This is a genomic window from Aestuariimicrobium sp. Y1814, from assembly GCF_050113895.1.
In the GTDB taxonomy this organism is placed as follows: Bacteria; Actinomycetota; Actinomycetes; order Propionibacteriales; family Propionibacteriaceae; genus Aestuariimicrobium.
The window spans coordinates 48,027-67,778 of record NZ_JBNJRW010000003.1 but is presented as its reverse complement, the minus strand read 5'-3'; the positions used below and the strand labels follow the sequence as shown (position 1 = coordinate 67,778).

At 68.9% G+C, this 19,752-nt stretch carries 21 protein-coding genes; 6 read left to right on the top strand and 15 right to left on the bottom strand.

Annotation, left to right across the window (positions count from 1 at the left end; translation table 11 throughout):
* The first annotated feature begins 1 nt into the window (after position 1).
* Genes ACQE3C_RS04470 through ACQE3C_RS04460 form a run of 3 tightly spaced genes read left to right on the top strand, consistent with a single transcriptional unit; the run spans position 2 to position 1,825 of the window.
* A complete protein-coding gene (locus ACQE3C_RS04470; RefSeq protein WP_434537983.1) occupies positions 2–379 on the top strand; it encodes a TIR domain-containing protein in 378 nt (125 codons plus the stop codon).
* Positions 288–1,358, top strand: coding sequence for a caspase family protein (locus ACQE3C_RS04465; RefSeq protein ID WP_434537982.1), 1,071 nt, complete (start codon positions 288–290; stop codon positions 1,356–1,358). Before ACQE3C_RS04470 ends, ACQE3C_RS04465 begins: the two co-directional genes overlap by 92 nt.
* Complete coding sequence (locus ACQE3C_RS04460) at positions 1,355–1,825, top strand: hypothetical protein (protein WP_434537981.1); 471 nt, start codon at positions 1,355–1,357, stop codon at positions 1,823–1,825. The genes ACQE3C_RS04465 and ACQE3C_RS04460 overlap by 4 nt, the downstream gene beginning before the upstream one ends.
* Here ACQE3C_RS04460 and ACQE3C_RS04455 read toward each other — a convergent pair.
* From ACQE3C_RS04455 to ACQE3C_RS04440, 4 genes are all read right to left on the bottom strand, one after another.
* A complete protein-coding gene (locus ACQE3C_RS04455) occupies positions 1,815–2,288 on the bottom strand; it encodes a DUF1643 domain-containing protein (protein WP_434537980.1) in 474 nt (157 codons plus the stop codon). The genes ACQE3C_RS04460 and ACQE3C_RS04455 overlap by 11 nt on opposite strands.
* A gap of 297 nt (positions 2,289–2,585) precedes the next feature.
* Entirely contained in the window at positions 2,586–2,768 is a 183-nt protein-coding gene (locus ACQE3C_RS04450) for a hypothetical protein (protein ID WP_434537979.1), read from the bottom strand.
* 333 nt (positions 2,769–3,101) lie between these two features.
* On the bottom strand, positions 3,102–4,391 hold the full coding sequence (locus ACQE3C_RS04445) for an ATP-binding protein (RefSeq protein WP_434537978.1): 1,290 nt from the start codon (positions 4,389–4,391) through the stop codon (positions 3,102–3,104).
* Between the two features lie 109 nt (positions 4,392–4,500).
* Entirely contained in the window at positions 4,501–4,995 is a 495-nt protein-coding gene (locus ACQE3C_RS04440) for a flavodoxin domain-containing protein (RefSeq protein WP_434537977.1), read from the bottom strand.
* Between the two features lie 157 nt (positions 4,996–5,152).
* Here ACQE3C_RS04440 and ACQE3C_RS04435 point away from each other — a divergent pair, with 157 nt between their 5' ends.
* Positions 5,153–5,854: a hypothetical protein gene (locus ACQE3C_RS04435; protein ID WP_434537976.1), complete on the top strand. Its 702-nt coding sequence runs from the start codon at positions 5,153–5,155 to the stop codon at positions 5,852–5,854.
* A gap of 27 nt (positions 5,855–5,881) precedes the next feature.
* Here the strand turns inward: ACQE3C_RS04435 and ACQE3C_RS04430 are convergent, their stop codons facing one another.
* From ACQE3C_RS04430 to clpS, 8 genes are all read right to left on the bottom strand, one after another.
* A complete protein-coding gene (locus ACQE3C_RS04430; protein ID WP_434537975.1) occupies positions 5,882–7,273 on the bottom strand; it encodes a DNA polymerase IV in 1,392 nt (463 codons plus the stop codon).
* Between the two features lie 21 nt (positions 7,274–7,294).
* Complete coding sequence (locus ACQE3C_RS04425; RefSeq protein WP_434537974.1) at positions 7,295–8,308, bottom strand: dihydrofolate reductase; 1,014 nt, start codon at positions 8,306–8,308, stop codon at positions 7,295–7,297.
* 67 nt (positions 8,309–8,375) lie between these two features.
* Positions 8,376–9,170, bottom strand: coding sequence for a thymidylate synthase (locus tag ACQE3C_RS04420; RefSeq protein WP_434537973.1), 795 nt, complete (start codon positions 9,168–9,170; stop codon positions 8,376–8,378).
* Complete coding sequence (gene rdgB, locus ACQE3C_RS04415; protein WP_434538230.1) at positions 9,167–9,787, bottom strand: RdgB/HAM1 family non-canonical purine NTP pyrophosphatase; 621 nt, start codon at positions 9,785–9,787, stop codon at positions 9,167–9,169. The genes ACQE3C_RS04420 and rdgB overlap by 4 nt, the downstream gene beginning before the upstream one ends.
* A gap of 41 nt (positions 9,788–9,828) precedes the next feature.
* Complete coding sequence (gene rph / locus ACQE3C_RS04410) at positions 9,829–10,563, bottom strand: ribonuclease PH (protein WP_434537972.1); 735 nt, start codon at positions 10,561–10,563, stop codon at positions 9,829–9,831.
* 240 nt (positions 10,564–10,803) lie between these two features.
* On the bottom strand, positions 10,804–11,640 hold the full coding sequence (murI, locus tag ACQE3C_RS04405) for a glutamate racemase (RefSeq protein ID WP_434537971.1): 837 nt from the start codon (positions 11,638–11,640) through the stop codon (positions 10,804–10,806).
* Positions 11,637–12,221 (bottom strand): DUF2017 domain-containing protein, encoded by a 585-nt coding sequence (locus ACQE3C_RS04400; RefSeq protein ID WP_434537970.1) that lies wholly within the window; start codon positions 12,219–12,221, stop codon positions 11,637–11,639. The genes murI and ACQE3C_RS04400 overlap by 4 nt, the downstream gene beginning before the upstream one ends.
* A gap of 7 nt (positions 12,222–12,228) precedes the next feature.
* A complete protein-coding gene (clpS, locus tag ACQE3C_RS04395) occupies positions 12,229–12,534 on the bottom strand; it encodes an ATP-dependent Clp protease adapter ClpS (RefSeq protein ID WP_434537969.1) in 306 nt (101 codons plus the stop codon).
* Between the two features lie 69 nt (positions 12,535–12,603).
* On the opposite strand from clpS, the gene ACQE3C_RS04390 reads away from it, so the two are divergent.
* On the top strand, positions 12,604–13,947 hold the full coding sequence (locus ACQE3C_RS04390) for a nicotinate phosphoribosyltransferase (RefSeq protein WP_434537968.1): 1,344 nt from the start codon (positions 12,604–12,606) through the stop codon (positions 13,945–13,947).
* Between the two features lie 30 nt (positions 13,948–13,977).
* On the opposite strand, the gene malQ is transcribed toward ACQE3C_RS04390, so the two are convergent.
* Both malQ and ACQE3C_RS04380 read right to left on the bottom strand, forming a co-directional pair.
* Positions 13,978–16,152 (bottom strand): 4-alpha-glucanotransferase, encoded by a 2,175-nt coding sequence (gene malQ, locus ACQE3C_RS04385; protein ID WP_434537967.1) that lies wholly within the window; start codon positions 16,150–16,152, stop codon positions 13,978–13,980.
* Between the two features lie 34 nt (positions 16,153–16,186).
* Positions 16,187–17,023, bottom strand: coding sequence for an RDD family protein (locus tag ACQE3C_RS04380; RefSeq protein WP_434537966.1), 837 nt, complete (start codon positions 17,021–17,023; stop codon positions 16,187–16,189).
* Between the two features lie 152 nt (positions 17,024–17,175).
* Here ACQE3C_RS04380 and ACQE3C_RS04375 point away from each other — a divergent pair, with 152 nt between their 5' ends.
* A complete protein-coding gene (locus tag ACQE3C_RS04375; RefSeq protein ID WP_434537965.1) occupies positions 17,176–18,366 on the top strand; it encodes a protein kinase domain-containing protein in 1,191 nt (396 codons plus the stop codon).
* Here the strand turns inward: ACQE3C_RS04375 and ACQE3C_RS04370 are convergent.
* Positions 18,350–19,732, bottom strand: coding sequence for an MFS transporter (locus tag ACQE3C_RS04370; protein ID WP_434537964.1), 1,383 nt, complete (start codon positions 19,730–19,732; stop codon positions 18,350–18,352). The genes ACQE3C_RS04375 and ACQE3C_RS04370 overlap by 17 nt on opposite strands.
* Positions 19,733–19,752: the final 20 nt, after the last annotated feature.

The following is a 19,752-nucleotide window of genomic DNA, read 5'->3' as shown; positions in this document are numbered from 1 at the left end:
CATGGACAGGAAGACCGCTTTCATCGCCTTCGCAAAGGAGGACGAGAGGACTCGTGACCTCTTCGTCGGTCAGCGCAAGTTGGGCAACACGCCCTACGACTGGACCGACATGAGCGTCAAGAATCCCTACGACTCCGAGTGGAAGGAACGCGTCCGCACGCGCATCCGGCGCTCCGATGGCGTCATCGCACTGATCAGCAGCAGCACCCCCAAGGCCACTGGGCAGTTGTGGGAGATCAAGTGCGCTCGCGAGGAGGGCAAGCCCCTTCTCGGCATCTGGATCGAGGATGGCTACCGCACCAAACCCGCCGAGATGGGTACCGCGCCCTGCAAGAACTGGACGTGGGCCAACGTCGGGGACTTCATCGACGGGCTCTGAGATGCTTCGCCGTGCCCTCGTTGTTGGGATCGACAACTACCTATCTGTATCCAACCTGACGGGATGCGTGAACGATGCCACTGCACTCGCGCCCTTGTTGGCGCGAAACGAGGACGACTCGCCCAACTTCGCGGTCCAGACGCTCACGGCTCCCGCCGACGAGGGATTCGTAGGGCGTGACCAGTTTCTTGAAGCGCTAGACGATCTGTTCTCGCCCGGTGCTGACATGTCACTTCTCTATTTCGCTGGGCATGGTGCGTCGGGTGAAGGTGGGCATGATGTCACCCTCATCACGTCTGACAGCACTTCGCAAACGCCTGGGGTGTTCTTCACTGAGGTACAGCAGCGCATCAATGGCTGTAGCCACGAGGTTGCTGTGATTCTGGATTGCTGCTTCGCGGGCGGTGCCGGGGGTGTGCCAGCGGCGCTCACCGCAGGGGCTGTTCTACGGCAAGGCGTCTCGATGCTGACTGCGAGCAGGGCCGATCAGACCTCAGCAGAGACCCCGGATGGACGCGGACTGTTCTCTTCCTACCTAGAGGGGGCACTCGACGGTGGCGCGGCAGATGTGCTCGGCCACGTCACCGTTGCGGGTCTGTACGCCTACCTCTCTGAGGCATTTGGCGCGTGGGATCAGCGACCCATGTTCAAGGCCCACGTCGACAGGCTCCAGGACATCCGCCGCTGCGACCCCTTCGTTCCGCTAGAGACACTACGGATGCTTCCCGGGTGGTTCAGCGCGGCTCGTGATCTCTACGCCCTTGATCCGACATACGAACCGGATAAGCGGGAGTCTGGTCTACCTCCACACCCGGAACACGAGGCCATCTTCAAGCGGTTACAGAAGTGCGCCTCTGCCAAGTTGGTCGAGCCGGTCGGTGCAGAGCACATGTATTACGCCGCCATGAACAGCAAGTGGTGCCAACTGACACCTCTCGGGCGTCACTACCACCACCTGGCCTCAGGGGGCCGGATATGAGGACCATCGGCATCTCGGGACACCAGAAGGCTCCTGGAGTCGTCTGGCGCTTGATGGAGAGCCGCGTTACTCACCTTCTCGGGTCCCCACCTTTCCGTGGCGTGTCGAGTCTGGCCGCTGGGGCAGATCAGGCGTTTGCCGATCTGGTGGTCCGCCTTGGTGGTGAACTCCTGGTAGTGGTCCCGAGCGAAAACTACAGGGCCTCGTTCGAGCGACCCACGGATCGGAGCCACTTCGAGGCGTTGCTCAATCAAGCACTGTCAACAGAGCAACTGGATTACGCCGAGCCCTCCGAAGACGCTTTCCTTGCGGCAGGTCGACGGGTGGTAGACCTCAGCGACCTCTTGGTCGCGGTGTGGGACGGCCTCCCCGCGCAGGGCAAGGGGGGCACAGCCGATGTCGTGGCCTATGCCAGACAGCAGGGGAAACCCGTCGAGGTGATTTGGCCAGCCGGAGTCAAGCGCTGACCTGCGGACAGAGGGCTACCCGCAGGGCGTCGCTGAACTCGATGCCCGGCAACTCCCGCCAGGTATACCTCTGCCACCGCGAGGGGTGACGCGGAGCGCCGCCGACCCACCAAGTCGGTAGGGAGCGCTCCTCGATCTGCTCGTCCAGCCAGCGAACCTGTTCCCGGTGATGAGCCCGGGCCTCACCGCTGGGCTCCTGGGTGCCGTACGCCAGCAGCACGCCGTCGCAGTCATCGAGGCAAGAGACAAGAGCGGAGCGGGCGCCTATCCAGCCGTCCGGGGTCCTTCCGAGATCAGCGATGCCGCCGCTGCGATAGGTCGGAAGCGCGAAGAGGTTGGCGAGGACGGCTTGCTCGAAGCCCAGGATCGCCGCCGCCTGCTGGGCGCGGGCCAGGGTGCGTTGACCGCTGGTGCGGGCGGGCGGATTGCTCCCCACCACCAGCAACGTCCCGTGCTCAGCCATCAGGTCAGCCTAGTCGCGCTGTCGGTCGTTCCTGGATCGGACACATGTGTGTCTACTCTCGATAGCACCCAGTCGCACAAGCCCACATCAGGAGGGACCGTCATGACCCAGCACAACCCCAAGGACACCCTCCAGGCCGAACTGGAAGCCCTCGGTAAGGTCTTCGAGGCCGAGGACCGAGAAGACCGCCGCAAGGAGGCCCAGCGCCGACGTGACGGCCTTCCCGAGCCCAAGCGGGACATCCGGGCCTTCGAAGGCTTCGCGGACGGCGGAGTGGCTCCGCGACTGAGGTCGGGCTCAGAAACCGCTGACCCATGCCTCCTGCGCGACCCACGCCTCCTCCAGCAGCACGCTCGCGACGGCGTACTCCGTGCGGTCGCAGTCGAGGCCGGGGATGAGGTGGGTGGGACTCTCGACGGCTTCGCGTGCTGCCTCGAAGACGGCGGTAATCAGGTGCTGCTGGCTGGTGGTCGCTCTCATGCGCCTGGACTGTAGCCAGGTGGAGAGGGCTCGTCAGTAGCCGAGCGTTCATCATGGAACTGAGAGTGTGAATCAGGAGCGGGAGCGTGGGGAGTTCGCTCGCTTAGCGCGGGAAGTGAACTCGCCGGTCGTCCGGATCAGCGCGCATCACCCGCAGCCAGGTCAGGGACTAGAGTCCGTACAAACGACCCACCACCAGGTGATTCCCTATCCGCAGCCCATCCCCCCGTCTGCAGTGCAGGCCTGAGTCTGCGGGTCTGTACGACGTGTAGACGCAGGCTCGGGCCGCAGACGCGGATTCGGTCCGCAGACGCTGTACCAGCGGACGAAGGGTCAGACCCGGGCGAGGGCTTCGATGTCGGCCTCGAAGTCACTGGCGACCTGGGCCGACACCGTCGTCCGGGTGGCGCCGATGGCGGTGAGGTAGTCCTCGGTGCTCGGGCCGCCAGGCCGCGGATGACCCGCCTCGCCCATGGCCACCGCCCGCTCCAGCGCCATCTGGGAGGCCGTCCGGGCCGCGAACTCGATGTCGGCCGGGGAGAACCCGTCTGAACGCTCCACCAGCTCGTCCACGTCGACCAGGCCGTTGCTGGCCTCGGGCACATGGCCGGCCCAGATCGCGGCCCGCGCCTGGGCATCCGGCAGCCCGATCGGGATGACGTAGTCGAAGCGACCGTGCCGCAGGAAGGCGTGGTCGAGGCCGCGGATGAAGTTCGTGGCGCAGATCAGCAGTCGTCCGGGCCGGTCACGGAACGCCGGGATCAACTTGAGCAGCTCGTTGGTCACGCCCTGGGTGGACGAGGGCGGCTCTCCCCCACGGTGTGAGGCGATCTCTTCGACCTCATCGATGAAGACCACCACATGGTCGAGCGCGTCGACCTGCTCGAAGGTCTCCCGCAGCTCGCCGGCCAGCCCACGCTCACTGGCCGCCAGCCGCGAGGGGAAGATCTCGACAAAGGGCCATTCCAACCGCGACGCAATCGCCTTGGCGAAGGTGGTCTTGCCGGTTCCCGGCGGGCCGAACAGCACGATCGCCCGTGGCGGGACGACGCCGTAGGCCTCGGCCAGGTCGGGGGCCGACAGCGGCAGCACGAGCCGGCGCTCCAGGATGTCCTTCTCGCGCTGCATGCCACCGATCTTCTGCCAGCGGTCGCGCGAGAGCACCCGCCCACCCAGTTCCCGCAACACCCGGATCTCGTCCTGCTTCACGGGGATGTCACGCTCGAAGAAGCGCAGGTTGCGCTTGTCGGCGAAGCCGGCCTTCAGCAGTGCACCGACGTGCTCCTGCTCATCGGGCACCAGGATCGAGATGCGCTGCAGTCCCAGTGGCGCCATCCGCTGCTCGAGGGCGGCCAGCAGGCTGTTCGCCACCCCGCGGCGTCGCCAGTTCTCGTCGGTGCCGATGAAGACCACCCAGCCCTGGTCATGGGCCGGACGACCGACCACCACGCCGATCACCTCGTCGCCGGCCACGGCCACCACGGCCGTGTCCTGACGAGTCGACGCGATCACCTCACTGAGCGCGTAGACCGGCTGGGTGCCGGTGGCCAGGTGCTGGTTCCACAGCACCAGCAGGCCGTCGAGGTCCCCGGGCTGGAAGTCGCGAATGCGCCACGCCGTCATTGGCCGTTGCTCCTGTGGTCGGTGTCAGGTCACCCGAACACTAGCGAGAATGTGAGATTCTTCACAGAGTGCCCGCAGGGCGGACGAGGACCTCAGCGCAACCATGGCCTCAGAACTCGGCCGCCAGTTCCACGCCCCAGGCCCTGGCCAGTTCGGCGTTGACGTGGTCCTGGGCGCGGTCCTTGTTGATGCCGCGCAGCAGCAGCCGCTTCCACCAGGTGACCTTCTCGGGCACGTAGCGACCGGCGAAGGCCTCCTGCGAGACGACGCCGGCGAGCTTGCCGACGGCGGCCTGGTTGTAGGCCATCGCCGCCTCGTGCTTGCTGGGGTCGCTGGCGGTCAGGCAGACATTGAAGACGGCCACCGGCAGGCCGGCCAGCGTGGCCGTGTGCTGGTCGAGCCAGCCCAGCACCTCACCGTAGAAGACCCCGGCCTGGATGCCGCTGCCGACCACGACGGCATCGATGCCCTCCAGCGGCGTGGGACTGCTCAGGTTGGCCACCCGGACGATGTGGCCCTCGTGTTCCAGACCAGCAGCGATCGAGGTCGCCACGTCCTTCGTGGCACCTCCCCGGGTTCCATAGCCCACCAGCACGTTCGACATGGCAGCCACTCTAGGCAGTGCCGTTGTGAGAGATCACACTGGGGTCACAGGTGCAGCTGCGCCCCCGGGGCTGCACCGGCCCGCCACTAGTCTGGGGGCCGGGTGTTCGACCGTGAGGTCCCGACCCGGGGCTGCACCCCGAAGGAGTGTGAGGACGATGACTTCCCCCGTTGGCAGGACCCTGGCCGCGCTGGCCGTGGCCGGCGCCCTCGCGCTGGCCGGCTGCAGCAGCTCGCCGACCGGCGGTGAGACCACCAGCCAGCCGGCGATCACGGTGGACCAGTCGAGCGCCCCCGCCACCCAGACCACCGGCGAGACCCAGACCACCAGCCAGTCCCCGGCGCCCACCGACATCGAGACCACGACCAGCGCCTCGCAGAGCCCGACCGGGCCCGGTGACTACCAGGTCGGTCACGGGCTGGTGCTCACCCTTCCCCAGGGGTGGGAGCTGACCCTCAACGACACCGACGACGATGAAGTCCGCCACCTGTTCACCCACCTCGCCACCGGCACCCAGTTGGCGGTGCTCACCGACGATGATGACGACGACTCGGCGGCCGAGATCTGCGAAGACGTCCAGGACGACATCGAAGACGGCTTCGAGGGCAACGGGCCGGTCACCAGGACCCAGGGCACGACCCATGCCGACAACGCCGTCACCTGCGGGCTGACCGCGACCGACAACGACGGCGTCGAGATCGAGGTCACCATCTTCGCCGCGGTCGGCGCCAACACCTCGTTCTGGACCGCTTCACTGGTCCCGGTGTCCCCGCCCGAGGGTGCCACCCAGGAACAGCTCGACCAGGCCGCGCGGGAGGCCGCGCAGATCAGCAGCCAGCTGCTCGCCGGCCTCAGCTGAGCCCGGCGGCGAACCCGAGCAGCAGCCTCAGTCCTCGTCCTCGTCGGTGACCGGCACCTCGTGGGCCATCGGCAGCGGCCCGGCCGGGTGCAGTGCCGGGTCGTCCTGCGCGAAGCTGCGCACCGGCCCACCGGGGGCGTCGCGGGTCTCGAACCGCACCGTCACCCGGCCCAGCCCGGCACCCCAGACCCAGCCGCGGCCCAGCTCGTCGTGCTCGACATCGGCGCCCGGCCAGTACAGCTCACGACGGCGACGCCCGAACGGGCCGTCCCCGAAGGACTCCCCCGCCCCACCGTCACCGCCAACGTCCGGCTCACCGGGCCCGCCCACCTCGGACGAGGACCCCTCGTCGAGCCAGAACAGTTCCTCCTGCGCGGCCCGGACGAAGCCCGAGACCCCGACCCCGAGCAGCCGCACCCCCCGCAGCACGTCGACCTGGTCGAGCAGGGAACGGGCCACCTGCGCCACCCGCTGCGGGTCGTCGGTGGCACCGGGCAGGGTCCGCGAGCGGGTCCAGGTGGTGAAGTCACCGAAACGGACCTTGATGGTGATGGTGCGGGCGAACTGCCCGTGCCGGGCGAGCCGGCGACACACGTGTGCGGCGTCGGCATCGATGCGCCCCTCGAGCCAGGCGCGGTCAGTCTGGTCGTGTTCGAAAGTGGTCTCCTGCGAGATCGACTTGGCGTCGCGGTGCCCCTCGACGGGCCGGTCGTCGCGACCCCAGGCCAGTTCGTGCAGTTCCGGGCCCCAGGTGGCGCCGACCTCACGGACGAGTTCCGACAAGGGGGCCCGCTGCACATCGGCGACCGTGCGCAGCCCCAGCGTCTGCAGCCGCTGGTGGGTGACCGGGCCGACCCCGGGGACCGCCCGTACCGACAGCGGTGCCAGGGTGGCGGCCTCGGTGCCGGCAGCGACCACCCGCACCCCGTCGGGTTTGGCCAGTTCCGAGGCGACCTTGGCCATCAGCTTGCTGGTGCCGATGCCGACCGAGGCGGTCAGCCCTTCGGTGCGGCGGGTCAGTTCGGCGCGCAGGTCCTCGGCGTAGGCGAACAGCGCGTCGGGGTCGGTGGGTGCCGCGGTGCCGGCCAGGTCGACGAAGGCTTCGTCCAGGCTGAGGGCCTGCACCCGGTCGGACAGTTCGCCCAGCAGCGCCATCACGATGCGGCTCGACTGCCAGTAGGCCTCGAAGCGTCCGCCGAGGAAGGCGGCGTGGGGCACCAGCCGGCGCGCCTCGGCGCCCGACATCGCCGAATGGACGCCGAACGTGCGCGCCTCGTAGGAGGCGGTGGAGACCACCCCGCGTCGTCCGACCCCACCCACGACCACCGGCTTGCCGCGCAGCGACGGCTTGTCACGCTGCTCGACGGCGGCGAAGAAGGCGTCCAGGTCGAGGTGCAGGATCGATGCCTGCGACCTCACCGCAGCACCTGTGGGGGCACCTCAGACCAGCTCGCGGACCCAGCCCTGGAACAGGTGGATGGGCTGACCGGACGGGTCGGTGCGCTCCTCGATCTTCTTCAGGCCGGCCTGCTCGGCGATCTCGATCGACTTCACATTGCGCGGACGAATCATCGCCCGCACCCGGGCCTCGCGGTCGACCTGGCGGACCTGCTCGAGGGCGGCGCGGACCATTTCGGGGGTGTAGCCGTTGCCCTGCAGTTCGGGCACCAGCTGGTAGTCGAGCAGCCAGACGTGGTCACCGTTCTCCAGTTCGCGGCGGCGCAGCCCACCAATGCCGACGAACTCGTTGTCCTCGGTGCGGCGGATCGTCCACTGGTCCAGCGAGTTGGCGTCCCAGCTGGCGGCGCGGCGCGCCAGCCGTTCGGCGGCCTCGGCCTCGTCGCGCACCCGCAGCCCGGCGCTCTGCTCGGCGACCACGGGGTGGCTGGCCAGCTTGGTCCACTCGGGGGCGTCGGCCGGGGTGGCCGGCACCAGGGTGAGCCGTGCGGTGTGCGAGACGGGCACGTACTTCACGTAGTCGTGGGTCTCGTGCTGCTCGCGGCGGATCTCGAGCCACTTCTCGCGGTCGATCTCGGGGAAGTGCACGGTGCCCTCGGGCGACAGCTTCACCTCGGTGATGTCCAGCGCGTTGGCGACGTCCATGGTCTGCGCGTAGATCTCACCGCCACCGGCGACGTAGATGATGTTCTTGGCCAGCGAGCCGCGGGCGGTGCGCGCGGCGCGGATGCCCTCCTCGATGGAATGGGCGACCAGCACGCGGGTCTTGCCCTGCGGGGCGGGGGCCTCGAAGTCGTCCTGGTGGGTGATCACGACGGTGGTGCGGTTGGGCAGCGGCCGACCGATCGCTTCGTAGGTGGAGCGACCCATCAGCAGGAAGTTGCCGGTGGTCAGCCGACGGAAGCGTTCCCAGTCGTCCTCGATCTTCCAGGGGATGTCCTTGCCGTCCCCGATGACCCCGTTCTCGGCCACAGCGGCGATGGTGACGATCTGCATGGCGTAAGTCCTCGTTCTTGACTGGTGGCGGGCGGCAACAGGTTTGATTCTGCCCTATTCGCGCCGTTCAGACGGCGATGGGTGCCTTGATGGCTGGGTGCGGGTCATAGTCCTCGACGACGATGTCGTCGAGGGTGAAGCCGTCGATGTCGCTGATGGTCGGGTTCAGCACGAGCTTCGGCAGCGCCCGGGGCTCGCGGGCGAGCTGGGTGCGCACCTGCTCGACGTGGTTGGAGTAGATGTGGGCATCGCCCAGGGTGTGCACCAGGTCACCGACCTCGTAGCCGCACACCTGCGCCACCAGATGGGTCAGCAGCGCGTAGCTGGCGATGTTGAACGGCACCCCGAGGAACAGGTCGGCCGAGCGCTGGTAGACCTGACAGCTCAGCTTGTTGTCGGCCACGTAGAACTGGAACAGCACGTGGCACGGCGGCAGCGCCATCTCGTCGATCTGGGCGACGTTCCAGGCCGAGACGATGTGGCGGCGTGAGTTGGGGTTGCCCTGCAGCTGGTCGATCACCTGCTGCAGCTGGTCGACGTGGCGACCGTCCGGCGTCGGCCACGACCGCCACTGGTAGCCGTAGATCGGGCCCAGTTCACCGGAGTCGTCGGCCCATTCGTCCCAGATGGTGATGTTGTCGGCGTGCAGGGAGGCGATGTTGGTCTCACCGCGCAGGAACCACAGCAGTTCACCGAAGACCGAGCGGGTGTGCACCTTCTTGGTCGTCAGCAGCGGGAAGCCCGCCGACAGGTCGTAGCGGGCCTGGTGGCCGAAGACGCTGCGCGTGCCGGTGCCGGTGCGGTCGGACTTGTCGACACCGTTGTCGAGCACGTGCTGGAGCAGGTCGAGGTACTGCTTCACTGTTCCTCCCGGGGGGTGGGGTAGGTGGCGCGGAGGGCATCGACCAGGGCGGCCACGGCACGTGCCCGGTGCGACTGGGCGTTCTTCTGCTCGGGGCTCAGCTGGGCGCTGGTGACCTGGCTGCCGTCGGGGACGAAGATGGGGTCGTAGCCGAAGCCGTTGGTGCCGGCCGGTTCGGTGGCCAGGCGCCCGGGCCACTGCCCGGTCACCACGGTCTCGGTGCCGTCGGGGCTGACGTGGGCCATGGCGCAGACAAACCGGGCGGCGCGCTGCTCTGCGGGGACGTCGCTGACCTGGTCGAGCAACAGCTCCAGGTTGGCCTGGTCGTCACCGGAGGGCCCCGCCCAGCGGGCAGAACGGACGCCGGGCATGCCGTTGAGCACCTCGACCTCGATGCCGGAGTCGTCGGCGATCGCCGCCACCCCGGTCAGCTCGGCGGCCGCACGCGCCTTGATCAGCGCGTTCTCGGTGAAGCTGCGCCCGGTCTCGGCCGGTGCCGGGGCTTCGGGGAAGTCGGCCAGGCTGACCAGCCGCACCGGCAGCCGGGCCTCGACGAACAGCCGTTGCAGTTCACCCAGCTTGTGGGTGTTGTGGCTGGCCAGCACGATCCGGGGCAGCGCCTCGAAGGACGGCACCCGGGGCGGCTTCGGCGGCAGGATCATGACGTCACCGGCGGGGCGGCCAGAGCCTGTTCCTGCAGCACCTTCAGGTCGGCACACCCCTTCAGGCCCAGGTCGAGCAGTTGGTTCAGCTGGTCGCGGTTGAACGGGGCGCCCTCGGCGGTGCCCTGCACCTCGATGAAGTCGCCGCTGCCGGCGATGACCAGGTTCATGTCGGTGCCGGCGGCCGAGTCTTCCTCGTAGGGCAGGTCGAGCACAGGGACACCGTCGACGATGCCGACCGAGATGGCTGCCACCGAGTCGCGCAGCGGTTCACCGGCCAGCAGCTTGCGTTCCCGCAGCCAGGCCACGGCATCCACCAGGGCGACGTAGGCGCCGGTGATGGCGGCGGTGCGCGTGCCACCGTCGGCCTGCAGCACGTCGCAGTCGAGCACGATGGTGTTCTCACCCAGCGCCTTGTAGTCGATCACCGCACGCAGCGACCGGCCGATCAACCGGCTGATCTCGTGGGTGCGGCCACCGATGCGACCCTTGTGCGACTCGCGGTCGCTGCGGTCATGGGTGGCGCGCGGCAGCATGGCGTACTCGGCGGTGACCCAGCCCAGTCCGCTGCCCTTGCGCCAGCGCGGCACCCCGGGGGTCACGCTGGCGGCCACCAGCACCCGGGTGCGGCCGAACTCCACCAGCACCGATCCCTCGGCGTGGTCGAGCCAGCCGCGGGTGATGCGCACGGGGCGCAGTTCGTCGGCGGCGCGTCCGTCGCTGCGTGACATGGGTTCCTCTCGGCTCAGCGGGGTTCGGGGGTCAGCGGGGGCAGGTGCAGCGCTCGGCAGGCGCCACGTCGCGCAGCGCGTCTTCGATGTGTTCGCCGCAACCCTTCCAGGTGGGCTTGCCGCAGGTGGGGCAGGTGATCCTGGTGCACATGGTGAGCGTTGTCCTCCGCTGTGGTGGGCCGCCCGTCTGCGCTCGGATGCGCTGGGCGGGCCGACACTGGTCGTCGGCGGGTTCCCAGCCTAGCGGTGAACCTTGGGCACTCGTCCGAGGTGGATGGTTTCGGCGGTGTGCACGAACTGGCCCAGCAGGCGCTGCGAGATGCCCTTGAACCGGTCGGAATCGCCGGTGGTGAGGAACAACCGGTTCGACCCGCCCTGGTCGGGGGTGGTCAGGTGCAGGTCGTTGAGCACCCGCCAGGTCTCCTGCGCGGTCTCCGAGGCCGACGAGACCAGGTTGACCGAGTCCCCCATCACGTAGGAGATCACCCCCCGCAGCAGTGGGTAGTGGGTGCAGCCCAGGATCAGGGTGTCGCAGCCGGCGTCCTTGATCGGCTGCAGGTACTCCCGCGCCACCGCCAGCACCTCCGGGCCGGCGGTGATGCCGGCCTCCACGAATTCCACGAACCGGGGGCACGGCGAGGTGGTCACCGTGATGCCCACCGAGGCGGCCAGCGCATCCTCGTAGGCCATCGAGGTGGCGGTGGCGGCGGTGCAGATCACCCCGACGCGACCGTTGCGGGTGACCCCGGCCGCCCGTCGCGCCGCGGGCAGCACCACCTCGATGATCGGCACGTCATAGCGCTCCCGGGCGTCACGCAGCACCGCAGCCGAGGCGGTGTTGCAGGCGATCACCAACGCCTTCACCCCATGGTTGACCAGCCGGTCGAGGCATTCCAGGGCGTACTGGCGCACCTCGGCGATCGGACGCGGGCCGTAGGGCGCGCGGGCGGTGTCGCCCAGGTAGGCGATGTCCTCGTGCGGCAGCACGTCAGCGATCTGGCGGGCCACCGTCAACCCGCCGAAGCCGGAGTCGAAGATGCCGATGGGGGCGCGCAGTTCAGTGGTGGTGGGGCTCACTCGGGGGCCATCACTGCTTCGAGCAGGGACTCCAGCATCCAGCCGAGCCAGCCGTAATAGGTGAACAGCCACGACCGGGGGTCCTCCTCGGGTCGTTCGGCGGCCTCGGAGGCGCTGATCTCGTCAGAGATGCCGAGCATCACCGAGAGCACCAGGCGCAGGTTGTTCAGTGTCTTCAGCCAGGCATCGACGTGGTCGTCGCGAATCCGCACGGTGCCGCCGCGCAACTCGTCGAGGTCGTCGAGCACCATGCAGGCGGCGGTGACCTTGTCCTGGCGTTGGCTGGCGTCGGTGAAGCGGGCGAAGTCGCTGGCCGCCTCGGGATCGTCGGGGTAGGCCCGCGGGAACAGTCGCTGCATCACCGGGTCACGCTCGTCCTCGTCGAAGTCGTCCTCGATGCCCGGTTCGGCGCCGAAGCTGGCCTCCCAGGCGGCGAACGGGTCGTCCTCGTCGAGGGGTTCGGCCTCGGAGCCGTCGTCGAGCAGGTCGAGCAACTCGTTGACGCTGTGGCTGAACACCTCGAACTCGGTGCTGTCGAGGTGCAACTGGATCTTCCCGCGGCTGCGGGCGAATCGACTCATCGAGGGCTCACTCGGCCCGGTCCACGGTGGCCCACAGCCCGAAGGTGTGCATCGCGGCCACGTCGCGTTCCATCTCTTCACGTGACCCGCTCGACACCACGGCCTTGCCTTCGTTGTGGACCTGCAGCATCAACTGCTCGGCCTTGTCCCGCGGGTACTTGAAGTAGCTGGTGAACACGTGGGTGACGTAGGTCATCAGGTTGACCGGGTCGTCCCAGACGAGGGTCACCCAGGCCTTGGCAGGTTCGACCTTCTCCTCGGCCTTCGCCACGGTGGCCACACCGACGGTCTGCTCTGGAACTGCGTGGGACATGGCCCCATTCTGTCACCGCCGTCACACTCCTGCACCGACCGCGCTCCGGTGGCCCCTAAGCTGATCGCCATGAGCACAGCGCTTCTGACCGACCACTACGAGCTGACAATGGTGCAGGCGGCCCGCGCCTCGGGCACCGCCGAGCGGCGCAGCGTCTTCGAGCTGTTCCCCCGCCGACTGCCCGAGGGCCGTCGCTACGGTGTCGTCGCCGGGGTCGGGCGAGCACTGCGCGCGATCGAGGAGTTCCGCTTCGAGGACGCCGACATCGACTTCCTGCTCACCCGCAAGATCGTGGACGACGACCTTGCGCAGTGGCTGTCGAACTACAAGTTCAGCGGCTCCATCTGGGGTTACGCCGAAGGTGAGATCTACTTCCCCGGCTCCCCGCTGGTGGTGGTCGAGTCGTCCTTCCAGGAGGCGGTGCTGCTCGAGACGCTGCTGCTGAGCATCTACAACCACGACTCGGCGATCGCCTCGGCCGCCTCACGGATGTCGGCGATGGCCGACGGGCGCCCGCTGATCGAGATGGGGGCTCGCCGCACCCAGGAGTACAGCGCGGTCGCTGCCGCCCGGGCCGCCTACGTGGCCGGCTTCACCAGCACCTCGAACCTGGAGGCGGGTCGGCGCTGGGACATCCCCACCAGCGGCACCGCCGCGCACTCGTTCACCCTGCTGCACGACTCCGAGGAGGAGGCCTTCGCCGCCCAGCTGAAGACCCTCGGTGAGTCGACCACCCTGCTGGTGGACACCTATGACGTCGAAGAGGCCGTCCGCACCGGCGTCCGGCTGACCGAGGGTCGTCTGGGTGCGGTGCGGCTCGACTCCGGTGACCTGGCCATCGCTGCCCGTGAGGTGCGTGACCTGCTCGATGACCTGGGCGCCGAGCAGACCCGCATCATCGTCACCAGTGACCTGGACGAGTGGCAGATCGCGGCCCTGCGTGGCGCCCCGGTCGACGGTTTCGGGGTGGGCACCTCGGTGGTGACCGGCTCGGGCCACCCGACCTGCGGGTTCGTCTACAAGCTGGTCAGCCGCGCCGATTCCGCCGACGGTGAGCTGTTGCCGGTGGCGAAGAAGTCGAAGAACAAGAACACCGTGGGCGGGCGCAAGTACGCGCTGCGCCGCCGCGACGAACGCGGTGTGGCCGAGGCCGAGATCGTCGGCATCGAGGCCCACCCGACCTCCGACGGCAATGATCGTCCGCTGCACGTGCTGCTGGTCGACAACGGTGCGGTCGTTGGCCAAGAACCGACCTCGGTCGGCCGGGAGCGCCACCTGGCAGCCCGCTCCGAGCTGCCCCGCGCGGCGCTGCGGATCAGCAAGGGCGAGGCGGCGATCCCGACGATCATGCTGGACGACGACGGGCAGAGCGCCGACAACCCCTACGTTCGCGCCCCGATGCCCGCGGTCTGAGACACCGGCGCCCGGGCCAGCCGGGGCGGTTCAGGGGTGGCGCGGGGGGTGCAGCGCGCCCCAGCTCACCGGCACGGTGGTGAAACCATTCATCACCGCTGAGATCCGCATGGCGCGTTCGCTGGCGTAGACGTCCTCCAGCAGCATCGGCTCCCCCTCGGGGTTGCTGAGCGGCACCCGCCAGTTGGGGTACTCGTCGATGGTGCCGGGCTGGTTCTGGGTGAGGCGGTCACCGACCGCGTCGGTGAGGGCCACGTTCAGCACCCGGGCGGGGGTATCCAGCAGGAAGCGGTGCATGCCCAGGACAAGGCGTTCGACCTCGTCGGCGCCGTCGTCCTCGTGCAGGTAGCCCTTGTCGAACAGCATGCCGGTGACACCCTCATGTTCCTGGCGGGCGTGGGCAAGTTCCTCCTCCAGCGACTCGGTCAGCAGGCCGAGGCGGTGGCGCAGCCTCACATGGTCACCGGCCAGGTATCCGGCGGTCGGCGGCAGGTCGTGGGTGGTGACCGAGGCCATGCACAGTTCCCGCCAGCGCTCCGGGGCCAGGGTGTTGCCGGTCTCGTCGTTCTCGAACCACAGCACCGAGGTGCCCAGCAGCCCACGGCGGACGAGGTAGTCGCGCACCCAGGGTTCGACGGTGCCCAGGTCCTCCCCGATCACCATCGCCCCAGCGCGGTGCGCCTCCAGCGCGAGAATGCCGATCAGCGCCTCGTGGTCGTAGCGGACGTAGCAGCCCTGCTTGGCCGAGGCCCCCTCGGGCACCCACCACAGCCGGAACAGGCCGATGATGTGGTCGGCGCGCACCCCACCGGCGTGGCGCAGCACACTGGCGACCATGTCGCGGAACGGGGCGTAGGCCAGGTCGGCCAGTCGGTCGGGCCGCCACGGCGGCTGGCCCCAGTCCTGGCCGGCCTGGTTGTACTGGTCGGGCGGGGCGCCCACGCTGACACCCTGGGCGAAGACATCGGCCAGCATCCAGGTGTCGGCGCTGGACTTGCTGACACCGACCGCCAGGTCCTGCACCAGGCCCAGGCTCATCCCGGCGTCGCGGGCGGCTTGCTGGGCCACCGACATCTGGTGCTCACAGTTCCACTGCAGCCACTCGAAGAAGTGCACCCGCTCGGCGTTGGCGGCGTAGAAGTTGGCCACCTCCGGTGACGACGGACGACGGTACTCCTCAGGCCATTCCCGCCAGTCGGGGCCGACCTGTTCGAACAGCACGCACCAGATGGCGAAGTCACGCAGCGCGCGGCCTTCACGCCGCCGGAAACCCTCGAAGGCCATCGCCCGGGCTGGAGGCAGGCCGACCTGCCAGATCACCTCGAGTGCCTGCAGCTTCGCGGTGTAGGACTCGTCGCGGCGCAACTGGTCGGCCCCGGCCAGCTCGTCGCGCAGATCGCTGCGGAAGGCCTCGATCCGGGCGCGGGTGGCATCGTCCAAGCTGGCGTACTCGGGGATCGCCTCGGGCCGCAGGTAGATCGGGTTGGTGTAGCGCCGCGAGCTGGGCAGGTACGGCGAGGGTTCGATCGGCGGCACCGGCTGCGCTGCGTGCAGCGGGTTGATCAGCACGTAGTCGGCGTACTGCTGGGTACGGGCCCAGACCATCAGGTCGGCCAGGTCGACCAGGTCACCGGTCCCCCAGCTGCCGGCCGAACGCACCGAGTAGATCTGGGTGGCGTAGCCCCACACGCGGCGGTGGCCGATGTTGGCGGGCAGGCCGACGAAGTTCGGGGTGACGATGAAGTGGGACTCGATGGTCCGGCCGGCGGTGGTGAGCACCAGGTGGTGGTAGCCCAGCGGCGCATCGGTGGGCAGCGCGAAGGTGGCCTCCCCCAACCAGACACCGTCGACCTCCCGGTCGGGCACCTCGTTGAAGCGCTGTTCACAGACCAACTGCTGGCCGTCCTCGGTGTGGACGACCAGGTGGGCCTCGGCACCGGCCGGCACGTGAACCTGGATTTCCCGGTACTGGTGCTGCTCGACGACGGTGCAGGCCGGCAAGGAACGGCGCCACGGCTTGAGGCGCACCTCATGGACAGCGGCCTCTGCACGCTCGGGGGTGCTCGCATCAATGCCCAGCGCCGCGAGGATGGTGACCACCGTTTCCGGGGAAATGGTGGTGTGCCGACCCTTCCAGTCCCAGAATTCCTGGGAGATTCCGAAGTGGTCGGCGAGTTCAGCCAGTGCAGGGTTTTCCAAAGCCACCCTGACAGCCTAGGACATGGACGCGCCCGGAGCGCTACTTCTGCGCACGCCGGGCGCCGGCGAGTACCGACTCGGCAAACGTGCCGCGGGTGGTGATCACCTGGGTGTCGGCCAGGCTGTCGTGCCAGGTCTTCAACCGGGGGTGCCACAGCGGCCGCAGGTAGCTGATCATCATCGGGAACAACACCATCTGGGTGGCCGCCATCACCGCCAGCCAGACCCCGGAACGCAGCAGGCTGGTACGCCAGCTGACCCGCGGGGTGAGGCCTGTTTCGGAAGGCACGACCCGCAGGCCCAGCAACAGCTGCCCCACGGTGCCGCCGAGCAGCTTCACCAACAGCACCTGCGCCACGAAACAGGCGCCCAGGGTGACGTACTGCACGATGCTGAACGGGGTCAGGTAGTCGTAGTCCTGCACGGGCACGACCAGCCCGGGGTTCTCGAGCGACCAGGCGGTCATCTGCTGCAGGGAACGCCACACCCGCACCGTCCAGGGCCAGGCCAGCAGCATGCCGAGCAGGCCCATCAGCACCCAGTCGACCAGGGTGGCCAGGGCACGCATGCCGAAGCCGGCCAGGGGCACCCCGTCGGCGGTGGTGCGGACCATCTTGTAGCGGGTCGGCATCAGCACCGGGGCCATGCCGGTTGCGCCGGACTGCTGCGGGGGCGCGCCGAACTGCTGCGGGAGCTGCGGGGCCGGGGACGACGCGGGAGCCGCTCGTCCGGTGGTGGCGGCGGGCGCAGGTTCGGGCAGCGGGTCGAGCCGGTCACGCAGGTTCTTCGTCCAGCGCGTGCCCTCCCAGTAGCGTTCCTGGCTGCTGCCCCCGGGGTCGTCGTACCAACCGGGCGGGGGCAAGGTCTGAGATGTCACCAACCCATTGTGTCAGATGCCCCCGGAGCGACCGGATGCGGACAATGGGCCCCGGTCAGGCGGCAACGGCGCTATTGTCGGCGTGCGCTCCCGCAGGTGACCCATGGCTGGAGTACGCTCCCGCCTCAATTGCGTGAAAGACTGTGGACGCTATGGAACGGCTCGGTCGCTACCGCCTCACCCAGCGCATCGGCGCGGGCTCCTTCGCGACCGTCTACAAGGGCCACGACGATGAACTCGACGTGCCTGTCGCCGTCAAAATCCTGAACCCGAAATGGGCCACCCACCACGACGTCCAGGGACGATTCCTCACCGAAGCACGACTGCTGCGCCGCATCAAGGACGAACACATCGTCCGTGTCTACGACATCGGTCGCACCCCCGAGGGCGCCCCCTATTTCGTGATGGACTACGCCGACGGCGGCTCCTTCGACCGGCTGCGCAAGCAGCTGGTGCCGCCGGCCCGGGCGCTGCAACTGTGCGCCGAGGCAGCCCGCGCGCTCGACGTGCTGCACCGCCACAACGTGGTGCACCGTGACGTCACCCCCGGCAATATCCTGCTGAACCACTCCTCGAGCGGGTTGAAGGTGCTGCTGGCAGACCTCGGTGTGGCCGAATCCCTGGTCGACCGGGAGGGCCAGCACGCCACTGCGGGGACCCCGGCGTTCATGGCGCTGGAACAGGCGACCGGCCACCCGCTGGACCACCGTTCCGACATCTACTCGATGGCGGCGGTGACCTATGCCCTGCTCACCGGCCACCCGCCGTTCCCCATCAAGACCCTGCAGGACCTGCTGTCCCGCAACCCCAACGTCGACCCGCCACCGCTGAGCGCCCGGATCGGGGCGCCCGTCGAGCTCGACGCGCTGCTGGCCAGTGCCCTGTCGCCGCACCCCGACCGGCGACCGGCCTCCGCGGCCCAGTTCGCCGCCCAGCTGGACGCGATCGCCGAAGTGATGTCCGGCGGGGAGTCACTGGCCCCGGTGGCCCCACGCCCGGGGACGAGGACGCTGGGCAGTTCCAGCGGCGGCTCGATCCCCCAGGCCCCGCTGCCGCTGGCCCCCGGCGCCTCGGACCGGCCCACCGCGCCGCTGCCCTCTGCCGGTTACGACTCGTGGACCCCCAGCTCGCTGGGCAGCTTCCGCAGCGGCGTGAACAACCAGTCGGTCTCACCTCGCAACGAGACCCCCGCCTCGATGCTGGAGAACTACCTCGGCCCGGGCCGCTACCAGGCCGTCGAGGTCAAGGAACGCCACTCGGTGAAGTTCTACCTGTACATCGGCGCCACCGCGATCGTGGTCTTCGCCCTCGTCATGTGGCTTACCGTCACCTACTTGACGTAGTTCCGGCGCCTGAGGTCAGGTTGGCGACGGGGCCGATGCGCAGGGAGACCAGGACCGCGAGCAGGGACACCACCGCGACGGTGGTGAAGACCCAGCCGAAGGTGTCGACCGGCGCCGCGGAGGTGCGCAGGTTCGCGTAGACCGCGCCGGCGAGGCCGGTGAACATCGCATTGCCGAGGGCTTCGGAGACCTGCAGCGAGCTGGTGTTTCGTCCGAGTTGGGCCGGGGTCGACAACTGCATGATCGCCAGGGAGCCGGAGGCGCTGGCCAGGCCCATGCCCAGGCCGCCGATCGTCCAGCCGATGCCGATGACGACCACCGACAGGCCCAACCAGGTGCCGGCCACGATGGCGAGCACGCCGACCAGGGAGCAGGCCGCCCCCACCTCGATCAGCTGGTCGCGGCGCCACTTCAGCCAGGTCTGGGCCTGCAGCCAGGAGCCGACGGTCCAGCCCAGGGAACCGATGGTCAACATCAGCCCGGCCCGGAACAGGCTCATCTCGCGGCCCTCGACCAGGCTCAGTGGCAGGAACGCCTCGGCGGCGAAGAACCCGCCCGCCTGCAGGGCCCGCACCCACGACACCGAGGCGATGCCGGGCCGGAACCGGAAGAAGCCCGGCGCCATCAGTTTCGGCAGCGCCACCCCGAGCGCCACCAGGCCCACCGCCAGGGCGACCAGGGAACTGCGGTCAATGTCCTGACCGGCGAACTGGACCGCCGCAACACCGGCCGCGGCCACCACCGCCGCCCAGATCGGCACCGGGTTGCTGTCCTGCCCCACTTCGGGTCGCAGCTGGTCGGCCAGGTCGTTCAACGGGCCCGCCGTCAGCACGGCCGTGGCCACCACGAAGGGGATCATGACCGCGAAGACCCAGTGCCAGCTCAGTGCCTTCGACAACCAGGCCGCGATCGGCGGCGCGATGAAGGCCGGCATCACCCAGCACAGGCTGAAGGCGGTCATCATCAGCGCCCGCTGCGCCGCCGGGAAGGTGCGGGCCACGACCACCAACAGCGCCACGTTGAATGCGCCACCACCGACACCCTGGATGAACCGGGCCACCAGCAGCACGTACATGTTCGGCGCCAGGGCGGCAGCCAGCAGCCCCGCCCCGAACAGCACCAGCCCGGCGCGCAGCGGCAGGGAAGGGCCGAGGCGGTCACTGAGCCGGCCCGACAGCACGGTCGCCAGCGCCATGCCGATCACGAACAGGGTGAAGGTCCAGGCGTAGAGGTGCAACCGGCCCAGGTCTTCGGCGGCCGCCGGCATGGCCGTCGCGACCGCCACCGCCTCGAAGGCGATCGCGACCACCGAGACCAGCAACCCGACGATCAGGCTGCGGGGTGGCAGCGTGGTGGGTTCGGGCACCGGCTCACCCTACCCGGTGG